Below are 19,107 nucleotides of genomic sequence, written 5' to 3'. Positions count from 1 at the left end.
TGATGTTGCGCGATCGCACCCTTGATTAATTAATGATAGGACTGAATAAGTGTGACTATTATCCTAATCAATGAAACCCCCGACAAGAAGCAAAACTAAAACGCAAGTTTGGGTAGTCGAAAATGGCAAAAAACGCCTGCGACAAGACCAACTCACCACAGAAGAACCTTTAGAAATTCGGTTGACATCTCCATCGCGCACAGTAGCTATCACTATGCGAACTCCTGGTGCAGATTTTGAATTAGCGGCGGGGTTTCTGTTTAGTGAAGGTGTAATTAATAGTAAACAAGATATTCACAGGATGAGTTACTGCACAGATAAATCTGTAGATGGCGAACAGCGTTATAACATTATTAATGTGCAGTTAAAGCCTGGGTTAAATCCAGACTTACAGCCTTTAGAACGTCACTTTTATATTAATAGTGCCTGTGGAGTTTGTGGTAAAGCGAGTGTTGAGGCTTTACTTTTACGGGGTTACGCAAAAATTACTTCGGAATTAACAGTCAAGTCCGAGGTTATTTACAGCTTATCTGATCAGTTGCGATCGCATCAGGGTATTTTTTCGGCAACTGGAGGGTTACACGCAGCAGCAGTATTTGATGCTGAAGGCAAAATTGGGAACTTACAAGAAGATGTTGGTCGTCACAATGCTTTAGATAAGTTGATTGGTAACGCCTTACTAAGTGGTGATTTACCTTTTAATCGTCATATTGTCATGGTGAGTGGACGTTCTAGTTTTGAGATTTTGCAAAAATCTGTAGTTGCAGGAATTCCAATTGTTTGTTCGGTTTCTGCACCTAGCAGTTTGGCGGTGTCTGTCGCCGAAGAATTTGGTATTACTTTAGTAGGATTTTTACGGGGAAACCGCTTTAATGTTTATACCGGATGGCAGAGAATAATTACAGCGTGATATGCTCTAAAAAATCACCTTTTTTACTTGATTTTTACGTAATTCTGTCATCAAAACCTAGGATATTTAAATATGAACACGCTTGGTCAAAAGCCGAAAGTTAGCTTTACTGTAAATGCGTGCATTGTTGATACCCCATTCATCAATCAAATACTTCGGAGTATGATGCGTTCTCTAGATTATCCATTCTCCGAAAGACTGGTAGCATTAGATCCTGGTAAGCCATCTGGTAAATATCTAGAACGTCAGACAGGACAAATAGACGAATTAAGAACGAAATTAGCACAACTGCAAACTGAGGGAATTATTGATCGAGTAGATGAAATACCTTGGGATGAAGAACTGCAAAGGTCAGTCTTAAAAAAGTATTTTGGGCGTGATGATATAGATGTTAAAGATTTTGATGGAGCGCCCATTTATCAATATCTTTTTGCCTTAGAACAGTGTACTGGTGATTATATTTTGCATGTTGATTCTGATGTGTTATTTTACCGAGATGCTACTAGAAAATCTTGGATAGATGAAGGAATTGAAATGTTGCAGGCAAATTCATCAGTTGTGATTGCTACTTGCGAAGGCGGCCCGCCACTAGCTAAAAGTTTCCTCGAAAAATTAACTGGTCGTCCGGCAAAGTCTAAACCTAAAAAGTTGTGGAATAAAGCAGGTAACGTTTCTACAAGATATTTTCTCTTAGACCGCCAGCGATTGGAAAAGCAAGTTTTACCACTAGTCCAAAAGGATATCAAAGAACCATTAGAAAATTCACTTACACATACTTTTAAAGTCAAAGGTTTTGAACGTTGGTCAATGACGGCTGGGACTTGGGCAATTCATCCTGTAGAACATGGTGAAAATTTTATTAAACATTTAGATGATTTAATTTGGGCTGTAGAAAACAATGTTTATCCCTTTAAACGTACTGGTAAGCGATGGAATATGCACACGGATGGTAATGATATCAAACCCTGGCTAAATGCAATTTCTCAAGCTAAGTCTGCAATGTTTTAAATTTTGAACTAATCCAGTAGAAAATAGTAGAGACGTTGTATACAATGTCTCTACAGCATTTATAGAGTGCAGCATTTGATGTAGCAGTCTTATTTGAGGAATGAACTAAAGAGACAAGGGAGACAAGGTAGAGAGACGTTTATAGAAGATTTAGGATTGCTATAGAAGTGGGATGAATTAACGACAGTTTGAGAAATATAATAGTGATGGTTTTGCGATATACTGAAGTATTCGTGGCGATCGCCACAGTGAATTTAGAAAAATTAGTAGATTTCTATACCCAATTGTTCAGTGAAAAACCGAGTACTTTAATTCCCAATGTTTATGCAGAGTTTCAACTAACAAGTTTACGTTTGGGAATTTTTCAACCGAAACAGAGTCATGAGTCAGAATTTACCAACTCAACTAAAAGTAAAATAAGTTTGTGCTTTGAGGTGAGTAATTTAGAAACTGCGATCGCTCATCTCACAAATTTAGGCTATCCTCCACCCGGCGAAATCTCCATCGCTTCCCACGGACGAGAAATCTATGCTTACGATCCTGAAGGTAACCGCCTAATTCTGCATGAAGCTAAGGGAGTCAATAGTTATTAGTCATTTGTCATTTGTCATTAGTTTTTATCTCCCTTGTTTCCCCCATCTCCCACACTCCCCACTCCCCACTCCCTACTCCCTACAAAAATATGTCTCTCACAAACAACTACAAATTAAACCTGATCCAATGGTATCCGGGTCATATTGCCAAGGCGGAAAAGAATCTCAAAGAACAGCTAAAGCTGGTAGATGTGGTGTTAGAAGTCCGCGATTCGAGGATTCCTTTAGCGACGCACCACCCGCAAATCGGTGAATGGGTGGGAAGCAAAACGCGGATTTTGGTGTTGAACCGCTTAGATATGATTACACCCCAAGTGCAATCGCTATGGACAAATTGGTTTAAAAGTCAAGGGGAAATACCTTATTTTACCAATGCTCAACATGGTCAAGGTGTAACGGCTATTGCTAAAGCCGCCCAAGCTGCGGGTGTGGAACTAAATCAACGAAGACGCGATCGCGGTATGTTACCTCGTCCTGTAAGGGCTGTAGTGATTGGTTTTCCTAACGTTGGTAAGTCAGCCTTAATTAACCGCCTTTTGGGACGGCGTGTAGTAGAAAGTGCTGCACGTCCAGGTGTCACACGTAACTTACGCTGGGTACGTATATCTGATCAATTAGAATTACTTGATGCGCCTGGGGTAATTCCTTCCCGTTTAGAAAATCAAGCCGCAGCGTTGAAGTTAGCAATTTGTGATGATATTGGACAAGCATCTTATGATAATCAACTCGTCGCATCAGCATTCGTAGATTTTATAAATGAAATTCATATAACAGCGAATTATTTATTACCAGAGTCACCATTCAAGTTACGCTACGAACTCGACTCATCTAACTACACAGGCGAATCATACCTAGAAGCTTTGGCAGAACATCGCTACAACGGTGATGTTGAACGTGCGGCGAGACAACTTTTCACAGACTATCGCAAGGGTTTATTAGGGACAATTCCTCTAGAATTACCACCAAAAGTATAAACAACGATTCCCGACATTTTTGAGTAGTCAGTAAGAACAGTACGGCGGCTGATAGATAAAAGGTATTAATCTTGGCTATGATGCTCCCAGTTCTCAGATAGTGGCTTTGGCGTTACGTCATGCAATCAAAAGACAATTTAGGATACGGAGAGCGATCGCTTCATGATTGACATCCCATTTTGCATAAAAATTCTTGGGTGTCATTCCTAGCTGACATCAAGCAAAAAAAGTACGCCTACCTTTGGGCAAAATACAGTCTAGAAGACGCTCAAGAAACTTAGGACTTACGCAATAACCCTCTCAAATCCTCTTAACTTCGTGTCCTTTGCGTTCTTTGCGGTTCGTTTTTTCATGATTTTGCGTAAGTCCTGAAACTATACCAGGACTATAAAAGAACAGAGATTAACACCCTAGAACCTTAGTTCAGTTAGACTCTTGTAATTACGAAGTAAAATAAAGATAGCCAAGCCAACTGCACAATTGCCATGACCAGAACACTCATCCACTGGACAGTTGAAGACTATCATCGGATGATCGCAAGCGGTTTGCTGGCAGGGCGACAGGTAGAATTAATTGATGGGCAGATTTTAGAAATGCCTCCAGAACTTCCGATTCATCGAGCAACATATCGACGAGGCGTGAAGTATCTAGAACAATTGTTAGAAAATCAAGCCGTCATCTTCTCAGCAGCACCAATTACATTGCCGAATTATAGTGAACCACAACCGGATATTTGCGTCGCGGTTCCCCCAGAATCTCGCTACGATGAACGCCATCCTGAACCAGAGGACATTTATTGGCTAATTGAGGTTTCAAACTCTACACTAGCTTACGATTTAGACGAAAAAGCCAAGCTCTACGCCAAAGGCGGGATTCAAGATTATTGGGTATTGGATATAGTCAATACTCAATTGTGGGTGCATCGAAATGCACAAAATGGAGAATATCAGTCAGTTGTGCGTGTTTCTACAGGTGTGTTAACTCCACTGGCGTTGCCTAGTATAGTGGTTGAAGTTGCTCGTTTGCTGGGCTAGTGAAGCATGGCTGATACAATTTAAGCCTTAAGGTCATGAAATACATCAAAGTCAAGGATTCAAATCTACAGTGATTTACACCCTTATACCAATTTAAGATGAAAACTATAAAAACCAATTACCCCCCTTAATCCCCCTGACAGGTGTAGGTTTTTTACGTTATGCCCCAAAAACCTTGATTTAGGGTGTAGGGGTGTAAGGGTGTGAGGGGGGTGGAACTCTGATTAAATCGTGATTTTTAGAGTCGCTACTCATCACTCTGTTAAAAACCTACACTTGTGAGGGGTTAGGGTGGGGTAAAATACTGAAAAGCGGGCGATGGGACTCGAACCCACGACGTTCACCTTGGGAAGGTGAATAGTAGCTTGATTTTTCAATACTTTTGAGCTTTGTGTAAAACTCTACACCCAATTTACACCCAAAATATATTTTATATAATCTCGTCTTAATTTAGTTACATACAACTGCCGCTTAAAAGTCGTGATGAGTAGCTTCCTTTAGACTTAGGATAATTTTGTATATACCTTTGTCGCTAATGACTCAATGACATCTGTTTGGTTGTAGATGAAACAGATGCGATCGCTTCAGACACACATATTAAGCTACGCTTAAGCAGAAGCCAGGTGTAATTTAGGATATTATGTATGAAATTAAATAAATTACTAAAATTTTTGGCGCTTTAAAAAGGAAAATCATCAAAAATAGCGTATTTTGAAATTTATCAATTATTTTCAGTATTTTCATGCAATTTCTTGTATCTTATAAGTCATATATTAATTACTGTTAAGGATTTTGATATGTCTACCGAAATAGGTCTAGCAGAATTCATCCAGCAAGTGAAAAAAGAACTACTGACTACTTACCCCAAAAGTGAAAATGATACACCAATACTCTGTGTAGATTCTGTAGAGTTGGAACTACAGGTCACAGTTAAAAAAGAAGGTGGTGGTGGGGTCAAAATAAACGTTCTCCAATTTGGAGGAGGTGAAGCATCAGGAAAAGTTAGTCGGGATGATGTGCAGAAGGTAAAAGTGCAACTCTCTCCACTGTTAACTAAAGAACAGATTCTCAAAGCCTACTACAAAGAAAATCCGGAAAAGTGGCAGAAATTTTTGGAGACAACTGTTGACGCATTACTCAAAGGTGATGCTCAAACCAACCTGAATGAACGCCTCGTTGACTAATTTGCAGACAAATGAGTAAAGATAACCTGCTGGAACTGCGATTCTATCCAATAGAGGATAAGCAAAATCGTTTTAAAGTGACTGTGGAAGGTTCATCAGGGGAAGTACATTATGAACCAACTCTACCTTTTATAGATGATGCGATCGCAAATAGTGTTGATAGACGTTTTACTGTCGTCAAAATTTTAGAGTTAACAAGGTTTGCTCAAGATGACTTTTCTGAAGATGAGCAAGCCTGGATGGTACGAGAACAAATTCTATTGCCAGAGCGAAATGCTTTTCATCCTCACTATTTAACTACTATTGGGCGTAAGCTCTATCAAATAATAGGTATTGATATTCAAAAGATACTTGACACAGCCATAGCAGATGCTAAACGCGATCGCACTTGGTTACATATTCGTCTCAGATTTCCCGCAGATGACCCCAAATACCTCCGATTGACCGATTATCCTTGGGAGTTACTTCATAACAATTATGACTTTCTGGCACATCAGGGAGTAACTTTCTCTCGTTATATTGCCTATAACAGCCCTCGTCCTAATCTACCAAACGTTGAAAATCTCTGTGTATTGTTGATTTCATCCGGTGCAAGTGATAGCAGGATGGGGTTAAGGTCGTTACCTGATACTGAACGAACAGCGATCGCTCAAGGACTGCAACAGGCTCAAAATGAAGGATTAATCCAACTAGAACATCTTGACCCCCCAACCTGGAATGCTCTTAGAAATAGGTTGGTAGAGCGTCGAAATACAGCAGTTCCCCACGTAATCCATTTTGATGGTCATGGTTTTTTTGGGAAACGTTGTAATGAAGCAGGATGTAGAAAAGCGGCTTTCGCTATAGCAACTCATTGTGAATGCGGTGCGCCATTAGGAGAAGCCCAAGGTTATCTGGTATTTGAGAAATCTGATCGCACTGCTGACTATGTAAGTGCTAAAGAACTTGGCGAACTGTTGGGTAATTTAGAACGTCGAGAGCAACCCAATTTAGAACACGGAATTGCATTGGTAGTTCTCAGTGCTTGTCAAAGTGGAATGTCTCGTGTGAGTGATACTGTCTTTAATGGAGTAGCACAAAAGTTAATTGGTCAAGGTATTCCTGCTGTAGTGGCGATGCAGTATTCTGTAGGCGTGAATGCTGCTAGTGATTTTTCTAAAGACTTTTACCAATCACTTGGTCAAAAAGAGCCATTGGCGATCGCATTACGGCGAGGACAAAGTGCAATGGGGATTGAAGGTAATCAATGGTATCGTCCTGTGCTGTATCTGCGTTGGGAGGATAACGAAGGCGGACAACTCTTTACTCAAGATTTGCCCTTAGTTAGAGATTATTTTGTTCAATCTGATGTGATAACTCAATCATTACCCACTCCTCCAGTTACACTTCCACAAAGCCAAATAAACCGACAAGCACCTTCGCATTCAAAAAGTGAATTTTACAAAAAACGTATAACTGCAAAGCAACAAGAGTTAGCTGTTATTGAATCTCAGTTACAAGGGACAATTAGCAAAGTTGATGAATTGAAATTGACAAATCAAGCTGAGGTAATTATGAAAGAAATAGAAGAATTAGAAGCAAAAATACAATTATCATAAACTTAGTTTAAAATTTGTATATTACTGATACATGGAATTATTATAAATAGTGATTGTGGTAGCTAATAATAGGAGAAAATTTTATAGTAGTCAGTTAGCTAACAAGCAAAAAGAATTAGCTGCTGTTGAATCTCAGTTAATAGGAACACTTAGTAAGGCTGATGAACTGAAGTTAAATAATCAGGCTGAAGCTATTCTCGAAACAATTGATGAATTAGAAGCCAAGCTTAAAGAATTAGATTCAAAAGAGGAGAATTCTAATGTAAGGCATCTAAGTCTAGAAAAAAGCTTCCAAAAGATTGATAATGAACTTGGTAAAAAAATTGCTAAAGCCGTCAATTCTCAGTTAGGTGACAATAGTGGAGCCATACTTTTATTTTTACAAAGATTTACAAAACAAAAAGGTCTATACTGCCTCAATGAAGTTTTGGATTTAATGATTAGCGATCGCAAAATTGGCAATGATATTATTGGTGATTTTCGACCTTATTCAATTAACTTAGAGTCGCCCGTTTCCGAATTTAATGAAACTGAGTTTTCTAAAAGATTATCTAGTCATTTAAGTCAAGATTTAGAAACTCCTCTTTATAAGAGTATCAAAATACTTTGCTCATCACTGCAAGGTGGTAGCACTATTTTCATTAAAATAGAGAATTGGGATAGTGTGCCTGACAAAGCAGAATTTTTAAATTGGTTTATAGAAAATTTTTGGAATGTTTTAATAGACGAGCTTGAAGTGGTTTTTCAAGAGTATAGTAAAATTAGGTTTATTGTTGCGCTCATTGCCAAAAGTCAAGTTTTCCCTGATTGTTCTTGTTTATCAGATTATTTCTGCTTCCAGAATACATTTGACTGCCGCAAAATTGTTGAACTTCCTCTACCAGACTGGACTGTTGAAGACATAAGAAATTGGCTAATTAAATTTCAAGGATTTTCCAATTCAAGAAGTTTACAATTAGCAAATCAGATTCATAGTGAAAGTGAAGGAACACCCAGTGTTGTTTGTTCAATTTTAGAAAACAAGTTTAAAATATGACAATATCTGAAAAATTAAAATTTACCAATAATCCCAAACTTCGCCCACAAAATCCACATCCCGAATCGCCAAAACATCCAGAACCCTATGTTGTTTCTCCAGAATTAAAAAAAGCAGTAAACTTAGCCATCTATCTCAGACGACCATTATTATTAGAAGGAGATGCTGGTTGTGGTAAAACTCGCCTAGCTTCGGCTGTTGCCTATGAGTTAGGATTACCCCTCTACCGTTGGGATGTGCGCTCTACTACTAAAGCTCAAGATGGACTATATGAGTATGATGCGATTTTGCGATTACATGATGTGCAAACGCAAAAAGTAGAGCAACAATCACCAGTAGATGTGGTAGAAACCAACGAAGAAGAAATAGTAAACCGCAATCCTGCTAACCCTAAACATTACCGGAAATTTGGAGCTTTAGGTAAAGCATTTCAGTTACAAGATTATCCCGCAGTCGTATTAATTGATGAGATTGATAAAGCAGATTTGGATTTTCCTAATGATTTACTAACTGTATTAGATGAACCTTGGGAGTTCAAAATTAAAGAAACAGGAGAAACAATTACAGCTACACACAAACCAATTGTAATTATCACGAGCAATAAAGAAAAGGGTAACTTACCTGCACCATTTCTGCGGCGTTGTTTATATCATTATGTAGACTTCCCCAATGATTCCAAGCGGTTGCAGGAAATCGTCGAAAAGCATTATCAAATTTATCAAGAAACACCCCCGCCTAATGCGTTGGTGGAGAATGCAATTGACCGTTTTCTAGCTATATGGAATGAAGGTGGACTATTTAAGAAACCAGGCACTAGCGAATTTCTTGATTGGTTGAAAGCACTCCATACCTTTGAATCAAAACCCTACAGCGCAACCCAATTGAAAAAAGACAGTATACTTCCCTATCGAGAGTTATTATTTAAGCTTCAGCAAGACTGGAAGAAATATGCCAAAGCCTCATGAGTTCCTTTAACCCCCAAGATTTAATTACTCGCGCCTTTATTCGTCTGCGCCAAAGTGGTTTTCAGCTTGGCGGAGGGGAACTTTTAGCTGCAATACAAGCTGTTGAAGGCGGATTTGGGGACACTCCAGAGGAACTAGCCGAGACATTAAAAATTTTATGGTGTCACTCTCCATCAGAACAAAGTCAATTTGACCCCATTTGGCAATCTCTACCAGTCAATTCAACCCCAAAAATACCTGAAAACAAACCCCAGAGAGAACCAAAACCAGAAAAACATCTAGAACCAGAGGAGAAACCCCAAGAAACAACATCGCCGCCACCTTCTCAGGAAACGGTAACAGAAATCAAACCTCAGCCAGAACTAGCATCACTCCCAATTCGCGCACCTTTCACCCCTGCGGAAAACGAGGATATATCTACATTACAGACTTACTATCCTATTTCTCGGCGTTCAATGGTTTATAACTGGCGATATCTCCGCCGACCTGTTAGTGATGGGCCATTGGATGTTTTAGATGTTGATGCAACTATTAAGCAAGCCACTCGCCAAGGATTTTACTTAGCTCCAGTCTACCGCAGACGAGAACAAAACCACGCCCATTTGTTACTGCTGCTTGACCAAAATGGCTCAATGACTCCGTTTCACCGCTTCACCCGTGATTTAGTAGAAACGGCACTTTATGAAAGCGACTTGCAACAGGAAAAAGTAAATGTATTTTATTTCCATAACGTACCTGCTGCCAGTGTTTACAAAGACCTCTACCTAACAGAACCAATTGCCTTACAAACAGTATTAGCCAGTTGCGATAATCAAACTAGCATCTTAATTGTCAGTGATGCTGGAGCAGCACGGGGGTATCGGGAGTTAAAGCGAATACGAGCAACTACCAGTTGTTTATTTCAACTCAAACGACATACTTCTTTAATTGCTTGGTTAAATCCTATGCCTGAAGAACGGTGGCTTGGCAGTTCGGCAGAAATTATTGCTAATTTAATGCCAATGTATCAGATGGATAATAATGGCTTGAGTAATGCTATTGATATTGTGCGCGGACAACCTCTACAACACTTACATTCACCTTTTCCATGACAGATTTAACCGATACAGCACAATTACGAGAACTGGCGAAACAAGCAGTAGATAGATTCGTTCGCCGTTTTGAGGAATCTTATCGGTTACTGGCTTATCATGCTGCTTTACCTTTAGTGCTAACTCCAGAATTAGTCAACTACTTACGTAATGAATTTCTGCGCGGTGAGCAAGTTCCTTGGGTAGCAGAAGTTGACCTGTTGTTGTCTGACTTATGCAGTCAAGTTGGGTATGAACTTTACGCAATGGATACCCATGTGCGGGAATATCTGCTAGAGGAAATGAAACAAGACTTGCGTTTTGGTAAACGGCGAATGCAGCAAGTCGCGCAAGTTTTATATAGTTATGTCAGCTATTTACATCGGCTTAACCCAGGAAGACGGCAGAAGGAAATAGAAGCTCAAAGATGGGCAGCGATGGTATATTTGGGTGATGAACAATGCAAACAAGCAGTACAAGAAATTGCTCAAAAACTAATAGAAACTAGTAGCAGCACAGATAGTAAAGTTGGCTCTGAGTCTGGTATTCGAGCCGAACTATTAAGATTAGCACGCATTACAGAAGAGTTATCACCTCAGTTAGAGCAAGAACCAAATTTGCTAGATTACGCAAGACTGGTGCAGCGAATTTTAAGAACACCAGAGTTGGTTACTTCAGATGAGCTAAATCGTTCTTATCAAATAGACGATGAGGAACTGACATTTCCACAAAAGTTGTTACCACAGGTTTTGGCAGAGGCTGTGCAATCTTCTAGACCGAAAGTTGTTAATATTAAAGGTTTCCCTCAACTAAAAACTTTTAAATTTGAAGTAGCTGTTATCTCTTTTGAGGAGGAGATAGTTTTAGAACTGCAATCTTTTGATTTTAAAGTAGCAACTATTACAGGCATTAAGCAATCGAATATATCAAATACAAATCGTACTATAGCAATTGCTAATAATTTAGTATTTCTCCAGACAAAAAAGAATTTGAATCACATTGAACAGTTAATTATACAAGCAACAATATCAAATCAAAGTTATGACCAAATAGCAGAATCATACAATTACAATACAAGCTATATAAGTAATGTTGCTAGTAAATTGTGGAAAGTTTTATCAGAAGTATTAGGCGAAAAAGTTAATAAAATAAATTTTAAGAATGTTATTCAAAGCCAGGTAAATTATTCTCAATTAGATATTCACCATAGTCGCCGACAAGCCCAATGCTTTATCGAGGACTTAGGGAATAATGTTCAGCTAGAAATGGTAGCTATTCCTGAAGGTAGCTTTTTAATGGGTTCATCTGCTGGTGAACCGGAGCGTTATGATGATGAAAGCCCACAATACCAAGTAGCTGTCCCAGCATTTTTCATGGGTAAGTATCCCATAACACAGGCACAGTGGAAAGCTGTAGCAGGATTTCCACAGGTTAACAAAGAGCTAGATCCTGACCCTTCTAGCTTTAAAGGTGCAAATCGACCTGTAGAGCGAGTGTCTTGGTACGATGCAGTGGAGTTTTGCTCCCGCCTCTCCCAATATACAGGTAAAAGCTACTGTCTCCCAAGTGAAGCAGAATGGGAGTATTCTTGTAGAGCCGGAACAACCACCCCATTCCATTTTGGCGAAACAATCACATCAGAATTGGCAAACTATGATGCTACTAAAGCTTATGGTGCAGGTGTAGAAGGAACATACAGAAAACAGACTACATCTGTGGGCAGTTTTAAAGTAGCAAACGCTTTTGGATTATATGATATACACGGAAACGTCTGGGAATGGTGTTTAGACGACTGGCACGATAACTATGAAGGTGCACCAGAAGATGGCAGTGCATGGTTTAAAAATGATAATGATAACCTTTATCAAAAACAAGGAAGAGCCGTGCTGCGGGGCGGTTCCTGGAACGACAGTCCTGGAAACTGCCGTTCTGCGTCTCGTTACAGCAACGCTTGGGCGGGGCGCGGCCTCATCGACCTCGATGTTGGTTTTCGTGTTGTCTGCGGTGTTGGGGGGATTCTCCGGTAGCCCTTTATACTTTTATCCTTTTACACTTTACACTTGTTCTTTTTTCCTTGTTTTAGCGTAGCGTTCGCAAAGCGTCCCGAAGGGAAGCGGAGCGTTTAAAAATTTTTTTCAAATTTATGCCAGGGAATTCCGCAAGCGTACAATCAAGCCAGAAAGTAAACCTAGTGGTAATCAATGCCAAAAATAGTTATAAACAGAACACAAAAAACAGCCCAATATTATGTAGAAGACTTGGGTAATGGAATCGAACTAGAAATGGTGCTAATTCCAGGGGGTAGTTTTCTGATGGGTTCACCAGAAGATGAACTAGAGCGTAGTGATTCAGAAAGCCCTCAGCATTTAGTAAACATTCAGCAATTTTTCATGGGTAAATATCCAGTTACTCAAGCACAGTGGCAAGCCGTAGCAGCACTACATACGCAGTTTAATCAAGAGCTAGACCACGACCCATCCAAATTTAAAGGTGCAAATCGACCAGTTGAGCAAGTGTCTTGGTACGATGCAATAGAGTTCTGCGCCCGCCTTGCTGCCCATACAAAAAGAGCCTACCGCCTGCCTAGTGAAGCAGAATGGGAGTATGCCTGTAGAGCCGGAACAACCACCCCATTCCATTTTGGCGAAACAATCACAACTGATTTAGCCAATTATTACGGTACAGACCCTAAAGAGGGAAACTGGTCAGGTTCTTATGGTTTAGGGCCAAAAGGTATTTATCGAAAGGAAACAACAGAAGTAGGCAGCTTTGAAGTAGCAAACGCCTTTGGGTTATACGATATGCACGGAAACGTCTTGGAATGGTGTCTAGACGACTGGCATACTAACTATGAAGGTGCGCCGAAGGATGGGAGTGCATGGTTTGATGATAATAATAACCTTTATCAAAAAAAAGGAGATGCCGTGCTGCGGGGCGGTTCCTGGCCCTACTATCCTAGTTTCTGCCGTTCTGCGTCTCGTTACTTCGACGATTGGGTGGAGCGCGACTTAGTCAACAGCTATATTGGTTTTCGTGTGGTGTGTGCTGCTGGGAGGATTCTCCAGTAGCACTTTATACTTTTTCCCTTTTCTTTTGTCGCCTTATGGCTCGTCGAATTTTTTGACAAAAATATTAAAATTTATTAACTCAATGAAAGAATTATCGGTCATCCAAAAGACCTATGATTGTATTAAATGGTATGTGCCAATTATTGAGAGGTTGCCCAAATTTCATAAATTCACATTAGGGGATAGAATCATCAATCAACTGTGTGATTTATTAGAGGGATTAATTCAAGCTAAATATGCCAAAAGTAAACTGCCTCAATTAGAATCACTCAATAACAAACTGGATATTTTACGCTACCAAACACGAATGCTACTCGACTTTAATAAAATGTCAGTAGAGCGATATGAATATGCAATCAAATTAATAGATGAAATTGGTACAGAACTAGGTGGATGGATAAAGAAGCAAAGAAATAGAGAACAGTAATTGTATCTGAATAAAATATAATGAAGCGTTACGGCAATCTTTACCCACAAATCATTAAATTTGAAAATATACTTCTCGCATCGCGTCAAGCGCAAAAAGGCAAGAGATTTCGAGATAACGTTTTAGATTTTAACTATCACCTGGAGACGGAATTAATAAGATTACAGAAACAATTAACAGATAAAACTTATCAGCCAGGAGCTTACCGCACTTTTCACCTGATAAATCCCAAAAGCCGCCTCATCTCAGCCGCACCCTATCGTGATAGAGTGGTTCACCATGCGCTATGTAATATCATAGTCCCAATTTTCGAGAGAACTTTTATAGCTGATTCTTATGCTAATCGGCTTAGTTTTGGAACACATCGAGCCTTGAAAAAATTTACTCACTTTGCTAGAAATAGCCGCTACATACTTCAGTGTGATATCAAGAAATATTTTCCTACTATTGACCACATAATTTTAAAAGAACTAATCCGCCGCAAAATCAAATGCTCAGATACATTGTGGCTAATTGATACTCTTATTGACAACAGTAACGAACAAGAAACAGTAATTGATTATTTTCCAGGAGATGATTTACTTACTCCTGTCAACCGTAAAAAAGGTTTACCAATTGGAAATTTAACCAGCCAGTTTTTTGCAAATATTTATTTAAATGGCTTTGACCATTTTGTGAAAGAACAGCTAAAAATATCCAAATATGTCCGCTATGTCGATGACTTTGCTCTATTTAGCGATGAACGAGAATTATTAGCAGATGCCAGACTAGCAGTAGAAGAATATTTAACTAAATTAAGACTCAATATTCACCCAGTTAAAAGCCAATTGTTTGAAACGAAAATTGGTACAAGCTTTTTAGGATTTAGAATATTTGCAGAGAAAATCCGAGTACGAAATAGCAATTTACATCAAGCAAGGCGCAGACTCAAGCGATTGCAAACAGACTATACTCAAGGTAGGATTCAACTAGAAAAAGTGAATCAATCTATACAAAGTTGGTTCGCTCATTTAGGACATGGCGATACTTGGCATCTGCGCCAACAGATATTTACTTTACTCGCATGGTCGAGGGAGTAGAGAAGGGGCAGGCGAACCCGACTGCGGGGCGGTTCCTGGAACAACAATCCTAAAAACTGCCGTTCTGCGTCTCGTAACAACAACAATAGGGCGGAGCGCGACAACATCAACAACAATATTGGTTTTCGTGTTGTCTGCGGTGTTGGGAGGTCTCTTTACAGCGAGAGTCGGCAGGTGGGAATCTGTCGAGAGTGCAACCGAAGAGTCCAGCCTGTTCCTGTGATGTCGGTGACGATATCCAAAAATCAAACTCGGTGGGGTAGCTTGGTAAGCTTGCTGAACAGTTGCCTCACCATCCACGTATTAATTTGACTTTTCACACCACTCCTCATTTCCTAGAAAATCAAGTAACCAACTTAATGGAGAGAAATTACCTCAGTTAAGTGGAAGGACTAAATTAAACCTAACTTGAGTCGCCGGGTTTCGACTGCGCTCAACCCTCTTGGAATAAGGTTAGCGAGCATTGAGCGTAGTCGAAATGCGTTTTCTAAATAATTGTGTCCACCTACTTATATTGCTTGCAAACATCAAAGTGTTTCATTCATCAACCTTGATATTAGCTAATTCAACTTAACTAGGTGTAAAATTGGTCTAATTATTAAACTAATTTTATGAATGATAGTGAGGTGGGGTACGATTACCAGCAGGTACTAAAGCTGCTAAAATTTATGCGCTCCATTCGCTGTAATACCTTGCATCCCCGCGACTTTATTGAAAAATACCAACTAACCCAAGCTCAACTAGCTGAATTGTTGGGTGTATCCATACAGCTTGTCAAAACTTGGTTTGCGCGAGAAAACCCACGACAACCAGAGCAGAGGTATTTAGACCGACTTGCTGAAATTGATGCCCTTTTGGAAATCAAAAAAGTCATTGATGAAAAAATTCCTCCGCATTTGCAAGCACTGTTTAATCTAAACAATAAGTTTAATAGTTAGACTCATGACCTTGACTTTGGTAGTTGGCAAACTTTATTGTAATTTAAAATTGTTTGCTGCTAATTAATCATGATACCTAACAGCTTTTTACCTAATTCTGATTCTGAAGGCTCAAAAGCACCCATTCCCAGTCAAATCAACTCCCAAACAGCACCTCTCAGAGAACCCCTCAAACATCTTCTGATAGGTTCTTCCAAAGCTGTAACTAGCACCATTCACTACTTACAGGTTATTGGCTACGCAGATGTTGGAGATTGGAGCCAACTGCTACCCACAGGCAACCCAGGAGAATTCATGAGTATTCTCAGCCGTCAGATTTTAGTGCAATAGCTTCTGACACTACATACACACAGCCAATGCCCCTAATGGATTAGGGGCATTTTTACGAAAACAAATGTAACAAATTCGTAATATTTGACAAATTATTAGCAAATTTTTCCATTTTGATATAACTTTTCATAAGCTAATGAAGGTTCCAAAAAGCCCTAAATTGCAACAATATCTGCTATTTAGAGCGTGATTATTAGCTGAAAGAAAAGTAATGCAAGCAGAAATTAAAACCGAAAAAACTCTACAAAAGAACTCTTCAGATATGCTCACATCCCCTAACATCACATCTAATTTAGATTCTCAACATTATCAGTTCGTAACTAAACAAGTAGTGTCTAAGCTAACTGGCTTATCTAGCGACACGCTGAAAAGATATAGACTTCAAGGAAAGTTGCAAAAAGATATTCATTGGGTAGTTCTCAACTCAAGAGTAGTGAGATATAACGTTACCCTGGTCTTGGATTGGTTACAAAATCATGTGAGTAATCCTAATGCTCACTTGCGAGCAATTGATAACTATCTGGCGTACTTAGCCTCTAACCAACGAAAAAGAAGACAGACTCGTTCTTAAGTCATGTAGCAATATAAGCTATACAACTCTTCGCTGGTAATCAAATAAACACTCATTAGTGTTTTGGATAAATAAGTAAAGTATTTCACCCAACACTGAATCAAGAAGAAAGTGAAGCCATACTTGCAAGTAGGGTAATTTTTTGCTGTTCAATTTGATTCTCAAAATAAAAAGCCATCAGTTAGCAGTTTTTTTCGCACTACACTAATGGCTCTTCTAAACAAATAATACTTTCTCTCATGAATATATCAAATAACCCTAAGATTAGCGATAGTGATATTGCTAATCTATCTACCACATCTACATCATTTGAAAATACTTATCGCCATCTAAACCCTAAACATTTACATGAGTGGGTAAATGATAGTGGAGTTTCAGAAGATATCACCCGTCTCAATGTCAAATCTCTTAACAATCAGCAGGAAATAGCAGAGCATTTAGGTTGGAAGAAATATACTTATTTACCTGGCTGGTGGTGTAGCGGTATAAATCCTCGAAATGGATTACCGATGGGAATGATGCACGGACAATTCAAGCCAAATAAGCCAATCAAATTTCCCAAATCAGATAAACCAGCTAAATATCTTTCTTCCAAAGCTCAATATGATGCTATCTGCTTGAATACAGGAAATCCACGCTATTGGTCAGACATTATTCAAGATAACTCCATTCCAGTATTTATCACCGAAGGATGCAAAAAAGCAGGTGCAGGGCTAACACATGGATACCCTACATTCGCTTTGTGTGGCGTAGAAATGGGCTTAGATGATGGAAAGCTAGTTAGTCATTTAGCACTGTTTGCAAAACCAGGGAGAAGTTTTTACCTCTGCTTTGATGCTGATATTGTTCGCAAAAACTCTGTGAGACAAGCACTGCTCAGATTATCTAAAGCTTTATGCAACTGTGAATGCAAAGTTCTAGTAGTTATGTGGGATGAGTCGAGGGGTAAAGGTATGGATGATTTTATCGTAGCTAATGGCAAACCAGCATTTGATATTGAGATTGCTAAAGCACAGAGAATTGAGGAATGGGAAAAACAGTTCAAACATGAAGAAAAACATGAACAAGCAAAGAAGATAAAACTGCCAGAACATTCATTAATGGCTGAAATACTAGCACCTCAATTAAATACTTTAAAATTTGATTGCAAGCTGAACCGATGGATACAATATAAGGATGGCTATTGGAGTATAGCAACTAAAGAAGTAATTTTAAAAAAAATTATTAGGCAAGTTAAAAACAATTATCCCACTCAAGGTTTTGGTTCAAGCTATCCAGAAGGCGTGATGAAATTGCTGGCATCAGAACTACTTATTGAAGATTACCTGGATTCATTCAATAATTTGCTGCCATTTAAAAATGGAGTCTTGGATTTAAAAGCAAATAAACTAATACCTCACTCACCCAACTATTATTTTCGCAACATTATTGATAGGGAGCATGACCCTAACGCTACTGATTGGAGCAAGATAGAAGAATGGATGGATTTTATATTTGAAAATAACCCAAGCCAAAAGCATCTCCTTATATGTTGGTATGCAGCTGTATTACGTGGTATGTGGGAACTTCATAGGTTTGCCCTCATTATTGGTTTAGGAGGTACCGGTAAATCTACAGCCATGAAACTAGCGATCGCATTAGTCGGAAGTCTTTTTAGTCATTGTTTAACTCTTAGCTCTCTCAACAACAACCAATTTCAGACGGCTAATATTTATGACAAACGGTTAGTTTGTATAAGTGATGCTGACCGCTATCGAGGTAACTTAGAAATTTTGAAAAATATTACCGGAGGAGATGAAATTAGTATTGAGCAGAAATATGAAAGAGCTTTTAGTGCCATCTATAAAGGAATGGTAATGATAACTGCAAATAATTTTGTATTGCCTACCAATGATTCTGGGATTGATAGACGTGTAATTATTTTTAAATTTGACCGTCAATTACCCAATATTAATACTAATTTTTTAGAAGAGCTTACCGCACAAATAGCTGGTTTCACTACCTACCTGCTAAGTATTCCAGAGGATGAAATCAGACATACTCTACTTTATAAAGTGGATAATAGCGGAATTAGACAACAAAATGAATTAGAAGCCTTACTGCAAACAAACTCTGTTGCTGACTGGTTGAATAATAACTATGCTTGCGCTCCAGATAGTCAAGTGCCAATCGGCGTGGACAAAGAGAATACTAATCAACTATATGGTAGCAATACCGTAGCCAATTTACGAGGGTTCAACACCTGTAGAAACGGGATGAATACGTCCTAAAGAAGTAAGCTTGGCAAAAATCTGACTTAATAAAATAGGCTCAGGCATTTCA

At 39.0% G+C, this 19,107-nt stretch carries 18 protein-coding genes and 1 tRNA gene; 18 read left to right on the top strand and 1 reads right to left on the bottom strand.

Annotated elements, in window-relative coordinates; genetic code table 11:
• The first annotated feature begins 70 nt into the window (after positions 1-70).
• The 5 genes from fdhD to H6G79_RS27040 all read left to right on the top strand — a co-directional run bounded on the left by fdhD (position 71) and on the right by H6G79_RS27040 (position 4,519).
• Complete coding sequence (gene fdhD, locus H6G79_RS27060; RefSeq protein WP_190594484.1) at positions 71-910, top strand: formate dehydrogenase accessory sulfurtransferase FdhD; 840 nt, start codon at positions 71-73, stop codon at positions 908-910.
• A 72-nt stretch (positions 911-982) separates the two neighbouring features.
• Positions 983-1,918: a glycosyltransferase family A protein gene (locus tag H6G79_RS27055; RefSeq protein ID WP_190594483.1), complete on the top strand. Its 936-nt coding sequence runs from the start codon at positions 983-985 to the stop codon at positions 1,916-1,918.
• 206 nt (positions 1,919-2,124) lie between these two features.
• Complete coding sequence (locus tag H6G79_RS27050; protein WP_190594482.1) at positions 2,125-2,511, top strand: VOC family protein; 387 nt, start codon at positions 2,125-2,127, stop codon at positions 2,509-2,511.
• An 89-nt stretch (positions 2,512-2,600) separates the two neighbouring features.
• A complete protein-coding gene (gene ylqF / locus H6G79_RS27045) occupies positions 2,601-3,485 on the top strand; it encodes a ribosome biogenesis GTPase YlqF (RefSeq protein WP_190594481.1) in 885 nt (294 codons plus the stop codon).
• 485 nt (positions 3,486-3,970) lie between these two features.
• Positions 3,971-4,519 (top strand): Uma2 family endonuclease, encoded by a 549-nt coding sequence (locus H6G79_RS27040; RefSeq protein ID WP_190594480.1) that lies wholly within the window; start codon positions 3,971-3,973, stop codon positions 4,517-4,519.
• Positions 4,520-4,829: 310 nt separating this feature from the next.
• Here the strand turns inward: H6G79_RS27040 and H6G79_RS27035 are convergent.
• Positions 4,830-4,939 (bottom strand) — tRNA-OTHER (locus H6G79_RS27035).
• A 377-nt stretch (positions 4,940-5,316) separates the two neighbouring features.
• Here H6G79_RS27035 and H6G79_RS27030 point away from each other — a divergent pair.
• From H6G79_RS27030 to H6G79_RS26970, 13 genes are all read left to right on the top strand, one after another.
• Positions 5,317-5,703: a trypco2 family protein gene (locus H6G79_RS27030; RefSeq protein ID WP_190594479.1), complete on the top strand. Its 387-nt coding sequence runs from the start codon at positions 5,317-5,319 to the stop codon at positions 5,701-5,703.
• An 11-nt stretch (positions 5,704-5,714) separates the two neighbouring features.
• A complete protein-coding gene (locus tag H6G79_RS27025; RefSeq protein WP_190594478.1) occupies positions 5,715-7,301 on the top strand; it encodes a CHAT domain-containing protein in 1,587 nt (528 codons plus the stop codon).
• Between the two features lie 55 nt (positions 7,302-7,356).
• A complete protein-coding gene (locus tag H6G79_RS37690; RefSeq protein WP_190594477.1) occupies positions 7,357-8,337 on the top strand; it encodes a hypothetical protein in 981 nt (326 codons plus the stop codon).
• Entirely contained in the window at positions 8,334-9,302 is a 969-nt protein-coding gene (locus H6G79_RS27015; protein WP_190594476.1) for a MoxR family ATPase, read from the top strand. Before H6G79_RS37690 ends, H6G79_RS27015 begins: the two co-directional genes overlap by 4 nt.
• Entirely contained in the window at positions 9,299-10,393 is a 1,095-nt protein-coding gene (locus tag H6G79_RS27010; RefSeq protein ID WP_190594475.1) for a VWA domain-containing protein, read from the top strand. Before H6G79_RS27015 ends, H6G79_RS27010 begins: the two co-directional genes overlap by 4 nt.
• Entirely contained in the window at positions 10,390-12,399 is a 2,010-nt protein-coding gene (locus H6G79_RS27005) for a formylglycine-generating enzyme family protein (protein ID WP_190594474.1), read from the top strand. Before H6G79_RS27010 ends, H6G79_RS27005 begins: the two co-directional genes overlap by 4 nt.
• Before the next feature lie 174 nt (positions 12,400-12,573).
• On the top strand, positions 12,574-13,440 hold the full coding sequence (locus H6G79_RS27000) for a formylglycine-generating enzyme family protein (protein WP_190594473.1): 867 nt from the start codon (positions 12,574-12,576) through the stop codon (positions 13,438-13,440).
• Positions 13,441-13,522: 82 nt separating this feature from the next.
• Positions 13,523-13,867 (top strand): diversity-generating retroelement protein Avd, encoded by a 345-nt coding sequence (avd, locus tag H6G79_RS26995; protein ID WP_190594472.1) that lies wholly within the window; start codon positions 13,523-13,525, stop codon positions 13,865-13,867.
• 20 nt (positions 13,868-13,887) lie between these two features.
• On the top strand, positions 13,888-14,946 hold the full coding sequence (locus H6G79_RS26990) for an RNA-directed DNA polymerase (RefSeq protein WP_190594471.1): 1,059 nt from the start codon (positions 13,888-13,890) through the stop codon (positions 14,944-14,946).
• A gap of 611 nt (positions 14,947-15,557) precedes the next feature.
• A complete protein-coding gene (locus tag H6G79_RS26985; RefSeq protein ID WP_190594470.1) occupies positions 15,558-15,884 on the top strand; it encodes an XRE family transcriptional regulator in 327 nt (108 codons plus the stop codon).
• A 69-nt stretch (positions 15,885-15,953) separates the two neighbouring features.
• Positions 15,954-16,214: a hypothetical protein gene (locus H6G79_RS26980; protein WP_190594469.1), complete on the top strand. Its 261-nt coding sequence runs from the start codon at positions 15,954-15,956 to the stop codon at positions 16,212-16,214.
• Positions 16,215-16,425: 211 nt separating this feature from the next.
• A complete protein-coding gene (locus H6G79_RS26975) occupies positions 16,426-16,785 on the top strand; it encodes an AlpA family transcriptional regulator (protein ID WP_242048567.1) in 360 nt (119 codons plus the stop codon).
• Positions 16,786-17,024: 239 nt separating this feature from the next.
• Positions 17,025-19,055 (top strand): DUF3854 domain-containing protein, encoded by a 2,031-nt coding sequence (locus H6G79_RS26970; protein WP_190594468.1) that lies wholly within the window; start codon positions 17,025-17,027, stop codon positions 19,053-19,055.
• The last annotated feature ends 52 nt before the right edge of the window (positions 19,056-19,107 follow it).

The organism is Anabaena sp. FACHB-83, from assembly GCF_014697485.1.
In the GTDB taxonomy this organism is placed as follows: Bacteria; Cyanobacteriota; Cyanobacteriia; order Cyanobacteriales; family Nostocaceae; genus Nostoc_B.
Note: the sequence above shows the minus strand (reverse complement) of the source record. Positions and strands in the feature narration are given on the sequence as shown.

What these genes read in the sequence shown, in the direction of transcription:
- fdhD (WP_190594484.1), top strand. Translation starts at nt 71, where the DNA reads ATGAAACCCCCGACAAGAAGCAAAACTAAAACGCAAGTTTGGGTAGTC.
- H6G79_RS27055 (WP_190594483.1), top strand. Translation starts at nt 983, where the DNA reads ATGAACACGCTTGGTCAAAAGCCGAAAGTTAGCTTTACTGTAAATGCG.
- H6G79_RS27050 (WP_190594482.1), top strand. Translation starts at nt 2,125, where the DNA reads ATGGTTTTGCGATATACTGAAGTATTCGTGGCGATCGCCACAGTGAAT.
- ylqF (WP_190594481.1), top strand. Translation starts at nt 2,601, where the DNA reads ATGTCTCTCACAAACAACTACAAATTAAACCTGATCCAATGGTATCCG.
- H6G79_RS27040 (WP_190594480.1), top strand. Translation starts at nt 3,971, where the DNA reads ATGACCAGAACACTCATCCACTGGACAGTTGAAGACTATCATCGGATG.
- H6G79_RS27030 (WP_190594479.1), top strand. Translation starts at nt 5,317, where the DNA reads ATGTCTACCGAAATAGGTCTAGCAGAATTCATCCAGCAAGTGAAAAAA.
- H6G79_RS27025 (WP_190594478.1), top strand. Translation starts at nt 5,715, where the DNA reads ATGAGTAAAGATAACCTGCTGGAACTGCGATTCTATCCAATAGAGGAT.
- H6G79_RS27015 (WP_190594476.1), top strand. Translation starts at nt 8,334, where the DNA reads ATGACAATATCTGAAAAATTAAAATTTACCAATAATCCCAAACTTCGC.
- H6G79_RS27010 (WP_190594475.1), top strand. Translation starts at nt 9,299, where the DNA reads ATGAGTTCCTTTAACCCCCAAGATTTAATTACTCGCGCCTTTATTCGT.
- H6G79_RS27005 (WP_190594474.1), top strand. Translation starts at nt 10,390, where the DNA reads ATGACAGATTTAACCGATACAGCACAATTACGAGAACTGGCGAAACAA.
- H6G79_RS27000 (WP_190594473.1), top strand. Translation starts at nt 12,574, where the DNA reads ATGCCAAAAATAGTTATAAACAGAACACAAAAAACAGCCCAATATTAT.
- avd (WP_190594472.1), top strand. Translation starts at nt 13,523, where the DNA reads ATGAAAGAATTATCGGTCATCCAAAAGACCTATGATTGTATTAAATGG.
- H6G79_RS26990 (WP_190594471.1), top strand. Translation starts at nt 13,888, where the DNA reads ATGAAGCGTTACGGCAATCTTTACCCACAAATCATTAAATTTGAAAAT.
- H6G79_RS26985 (WP_190594470.1), top strand. Translation starts at nt 15,558, where the DNA reads ATGAATGATAGTGAGGTGGGGTACGATTACCAGCAGGTACTAAAGCTG.
- H6G79_RS26980 (WP_190594469.1), top strand. Translation starts at nt 15,954, where the DNA reads ATGATACCTAACAGCTTTTTACCTAATTCTGATTCTGAAGGCTCAAAA.
- H6G79_RS26975 (WP_242048567.1), top strand. Translation starts at nt 16,426, where the DNA reads ATGCAAGCAGAAATTAAAACCGAAAAAACTCTACAAAAGAACTCTTCA.
- H6G79_RS26970 (WP_190594468.1), top strand. Translation starts at nt 17,025, where the DNA reads ATGAATATATCAAATAACCCTAAGATTAGCGATAGTGATATTGCTAAT.